This window comes from Roseateles sp. P5_E11 (assembly GCF_054049355.1).
On sequence record NZ_JBFUMO010000490.1, the window covers coordinates 1 to 4,422 of the forward strand.

A 4,422-nucleotide genomic window follows, 5' to 3' on the forward strand; every position below is an offset into this window, starting at 1 on the left:
GTGCAGGCCCACACCGGCCTCAAGGGTCTGGCGCTGGACGACAGCCTGCTGCTGTCCTACGACCTGCCGCAATACATCTATACCCATCCCGGCAACCAGCAAGCCATCGAGCGCATTGCGCGCGGCCTGCGCCAGGCTTATGCGGACGGCTCGCTGCAGGCTCTGCTGCGCCAGCACCTGCAGCCCTCGCTGGCGCTGCTCAACCTGCCTCAGCGCCGGTTGATGACGCTGAACGTGCCCAGCCCGGCCCTCATCGAGATGAACGACCGGCCCTTCCAGATCGACGTGCTGCGCGGGTCGCTGCGTTAGGACATGCTACGGGCGTGACATCTTGGCGCCCGGGCAGTCAAGTGCGGGGGGCAGCAAGTTCAGCTGCGACCTTTTCACGCGCAAGGGCCCCATGCGGCGCCTAGTCTGCAAGCAAGACGAKGTGCCCCATGAACTCACGCCCCATGCCCCTGATGAGCRACAACTACGAGTTGCGTTTCGAGTCCCTGTTCCAGGCCGGCCGCGGACTGGCCTTTCCCTGTGATGCGCAGGGTGGCGTGCGGCTGGATTCCCTGAGCGACCGGGCGCGGCAGAACTATCTGTTCGCCCGCGCCGTCGTCGGCCGCGAATACGCCGTGCCCATCGTGCTGCGTTGCGGGGGCGCGCGCGACTGAGGGCTATTTGGAGAAGCTGTCCTTCAGCCCGGTGATCTTGTTGAAAACAGGTTTGTCGGCGCGGTGGTCGACGCGGTCCGTGACGAAGTAGCCGTGGCGCTCGAACTGCCAGCGCGCATCTGACGGCGCATCCGCGAGCGAGGGCTCGACAAAGGCCTGCACGACGCGCAGCGAATTGGGGTTCAGGAACTCGATGAAGTCGCGGCCACCAGCATCGGGCTGGGGCTCTGCAAACAGGCGCTCGTACAGGCGCACTTCAGCCGCGACGGCCTCGTGTGCCCCAACCCAGCCAATCGTGCCCTTGACCTTGACGGCATCCGCGCCCGGCGTGCCGCTCTTGGTGTCGGGAATGACCGCCGCCAGCGCCGCGGTGATATTGCCCGCGGCGTCCTTCTCGGCGCCGGTGCATTCGATGATGTAGCCGGCCTTCAGGCGCACCTTGTTGCCGGGGAACAGACGGAAATAGCCCTTGGGCGGCGTCTCCATGAAGTCCTCGGCCTCGATCCACAGTTCGGGGCCGAGCGAGAACTTGCGCAGGCCCAGTTCGGGCTTGTGCGGGTGGGCCGCCGTCTCACAGGGCTCGCGGTGGTCGGCGCTGCCGAAGACCTCGGCGTAGTTCGTCAGCTTGAGCTTGAGCGGCTGCAGCACGGCAAACGCGCGGGGTGCCTGCGGCTCGAGGTCGGCGCGCAGGGCCTGGTCGAGCACGGTGTCGTCGATCCAGGCGTTCTGCTTGCTGGCGCCCGTGGCCTCGACCATGGCGCGCACGCTCGCCGGCGTGAAGCCGCGGCGGCGCAGGCCCACCAGTGTCGGCATGCGCGGGTCGTCCCAGCCGCTGACGTGCTTTTCTTCCACCAGCTGGCGCAGCTTGCGCTTGCTGGTGACGACGTAGTTCAGGTTCAGGCGGCCGAACTCGATCTGCTGCGGCAGCGGGCGGGCCAGCATGCCGAGGTCGGCCAGGTGCTCCAGCAGCCAGTCGTAGAAGGGGCGCTGGTCTTCGAACTCCAGCGTGCAGATGCTGTGGGTGATGCGCTCCAGTGCGTCCTCGATCGGGTGGGCGAAGGTGTACATCGGGTAGATGCACCACTTGTTTCCCGTCGCGTGGTGTTCCGCATGCTTGATGCGGTACAGCGTCGGGTCGCGCAGGTTGATGTTGGGCGAGGCCATGTCGATCCTCGCTCGCAGCACCATGGCGCCGTCGGCATGCTGACCATCGCGCATTTCACGCAGGCGGGCCAGGTTCTCTTCGGCAGAGCGGTCGCGGAAGGGGCTGTTGACGCCCGGGCGGCCGAAGTCGCCGCGGTTGGCGCGCATGTCCTCGGCGCTCTGCTCGTCCACGTAGGCATGGCCGGCGTTGACCAGCGCCTCGGCGGCGGCGTACATGAAGTCGAAATAGCTGCTGGCCTCGAACAGGTTGTCGCCCCAGGACCAGCCCAGCCACTGCACCATCTCCTTGATGGCGTTGACGTACTCCAGCTCCTCCTTCTCGGGGTTGGTGTCGTCGAAGCGCAGGTGGCAGGCGCCGCCGTAGTCGCGTGCGAGGCCGAAGTTCAGGCAGATGGCCTTGGCGTGGCCGATGTGCAGATAGCCGTTGGGCTCGGGCGGGAAGCGGGTGCGGATGCGCGCCTCGTCCAGCGGGCCGGCATTGTGGTGGGCGGCGTCGCCGGGCGTGCCGGCGAAGTGGCGGCCCGCGAACGCGCCGGTCTCGAGGTCGTTCTCGATGCGCTGGCGCAGGAAGTTCGTCGCAGGTGCAGCGGGTGCAGCGGGGTTGCTCATCGTCGGCTCTGGAAATGGAAGCGGGCCGTGTTCCAGGCCCGCAGTGCGCCGATTCTAAGGACGTGGCTGCTGTACCCGCAGCGGCAACCGCACGTGGGCCAGCCCAATGCTGATCCAGACGGCCACGCTGAAGTACAGCGTCATCCAGACGACTTCGCTGCGCCAATGCGCCCAGTCGTGCGAGACCGTCCAGCGGCTGCTGGCGTCGGCCACACCCGCCACGAGGCTGGGGTAGGCCCGGCCGGCGGCTTCGTCGGCCAGCCAGCGTGCCCAGTACATGGGCACATCCACCGCGAACATATAGGCCGCGTAGATCGCACCCGCGACGATGGCCAGGCCCAGCCAGCGCCGCGCCGCTCGCGTGGCGTGCGGCCACATGGCCAGCAGCGCCAGCACGCTGAGCAGGGCGACCGTGCCCCACAGGGTCTCTTCGACGACATGGCCGATATTGCGCGTCGTCAGCACGGCATACCAGGAATTGACCTCGGCGATGGCGATCAGCGGCAGCACGGCGCCCGCTACCCGGAGGCTGAAGCGGTGCCCGGTCGCCAGCGCCGCGCCGCGCAGCAGCAGTGCCCATTGGGCGGCAAAGCTCAGCTCGGCGATGGTGGCGACGGTGCGGCCGACCAGCACGCTGGACGCCCAGGAATCCACCATGACGAGGCGCGGCACGTCAAAGACCGGCAGCAAGGAGCGGTAGCCGCAGCCCAGCACGTAAAGCGCCGACAGCAGCAGCTGCAGGCGCTGGTGGGGCCAGGTGGTGCCGTCGGGGCGGTTGCGGTGCAGCCAGGCGGTCGAGGCCGTCCAGGCGATCAGATTGAGGCCGGCGATGGCGCAGAGCAGATGCCACCAGTAGGTTGCGTCGAGCATGGTGTTCTCCTCAGCCCGCCTTCGGTGGCCGTCCGGTCTTGACCGGCGCCAGCCGGTCCAGCGCGGCGGCCAGCGCCTTGGCGTCGAGCTGGGCCAGGGCCTGCAAGCCCGCGCGCAGCAGCTCGCTCTTCTTGGCTTCACGCTTCACGTCGTGCAGGCGCAGCTTGAGTTCCTTCAGCAGCGCGTAGTCGGCTTCGGGCATGGTGAAGCCGTCGCGCACGAGCTTGGCGCGTTCGGGAGGGGCGGGTTTGCGGGCGTGGCTCATAACGATGAAAACCGTTTATACGGTTTTCATCGAAGCCCCGCTATCGCGCGGCTACAGGGCTTTGAAACGATTTGCGTGCACGCGGCTGACGGTCAGCTTTTCGGGGCGCAGGCGCAGTTCCAGCAGCACCGTGCCGTTTTCCTGGCGCAGGGCGCGCGCCACGGCGTCGATGTTGACGACGGTGGAGCGGTGCACCTGCCAGAAGCGCTCGGCGTCCAGCTGCGGCAGCAGTTCGCGCAGCGACACGCGCACCCAGTAGTCGCGCTCGGCGGTCACGGCGCGCACGTATTTGTCGGCGGCTTCCAGGTAGACGATGTCGTCCAGCGGCACCAGCTCGATGGCGTCGCCGACGGCCGCCTGCAGATGACGCAACCTCGGTGCCGGCGCCGTCACCTGGGTCAGCAACTGGCGCAGCGAGGCCAGCGTCGCGTCGCCTTGTGCCACTTGCTCGGGCTCGGCCAGGCGGGCCTGCAGCCGCGCCACACACTGGGCCAGGCGTTCGGGCGTGACGGGCTTGAGCAGATAGTCGGCCGCCGCGGTCTCGAAGGCCTGCAGGGCGTACTGGTCATAGGCCGTGACGAAGACGAACAGCGGCAGGGCGCCGGCATCGTCGGGCCAGTCTTCGGTGATGGCCTGGGCGGCCTCCAGCCCCGTCATGCCAGGCATGCGGATGTCGAGGAAGCAGACCTGGGGGCGGTGCTGCAGCGCCAGCTCGACGGCGGCCGTGCCGCTGCCGGCCTGGGCGGCAATCTGGAGATCGGGCCAGGCAGCAGCCAGTTCGGCGCGCAGGTTCTCGGCGAGCAGGGGCTCGTCTTCGGCGATCAGGGCGGTGGTCATGTCGGAATCTCGATG

The 4,422-nt window shown here is 68.1% G+C and carries 6 protein-coding genes; 2 read left to right on the plus strand and 4 right to left on the minus strand.

Features of this window, described 5'->3' with window-relative positions:
* Both ACXJKR_RS25315 and ACXJKR_RS25320 read left to right on the plus strand, forming a co-directional pair.
* Positions 1–309 (plus strand): hypothetical protein (locus tag ACXJKR_RS25315; RefSeq protein WP_457325178.1); only part of this gene is annotated, 309 nt, incomplete at its 5' end.
* A 128-nt stretch (positions 310–437) separates the two neighbouring features.
* Positions 438–662, plus strand: a complete 225-nt coding sequence (locus ACXJKR_RS25320; protein WP_457325179.1) for a hypothetical protein — start codon at positions 438–440, stop codon at positions 660–662.
* Positions 663–665: 3 nt separating this feature from the next.
* Here the strand turns inward: ACXJKR_RS25320 and ACXJKR_RS25325 are convergent, their stop codons facing one another.
* From ACXJKR_RS25325 to ACXJKR_RS25340, 4 genes are read right to left on the minus strand one after another with little or no spacing between them, the layout of a single operon-like run.
* Positions 666–2,435, minus strand: coding sequence for a glutamine--tRNA ligase/YqeY domain fusion protein (locus ACXJKR_RS25325; protein ID WP_457325180.1), 1,770 nt, complete (start codon positions 2,433–2,435; stop codon positions 666–668).
* 54 nt (positions 2,436–2,489) lie between these two features.
* Positions 2,490–3,305 (minus strand): hypothetical protein, encoded by an 816-nt coding sequence (locus ACXJKR_RS25330; protein ID WP_457325181.1) that lies wholly within the window; start codon positions 3,303–3,305, stop codon positions 2,490–2,492.
* Positions 3,306–3,315: 10 nt separating this feature from the next.
* Positions 3,316–3,570 carry a hypothetical protein gene (locus ACXJKR_RS25335; RefSeq protein ID WP_056199013.1) on the minus strand — a complete coding sequence of 85 codons (255 nt, stop codon included), beginning with the start codon at positions 3,568–3,570 and terminating at the stop codon, positions 3,316–3,318.
* 51 nt (positions 3,571–3,621) lie between these two features.
* The gene (locus tag ACXJKR_RS25340; protein WP_457325182.1) at positions 3,622–4,407 is read right to left on the minus strand and encodes a LytR/AlgR family response regulator transcription factor; all 786 of its coding nucleotides are present in this window, start codon (positions 4,405–4,407) and stop codon (positions 3,622–3,624) included.
* Positions 4,408–4,422: the final 15 nt, after the last annotated feature.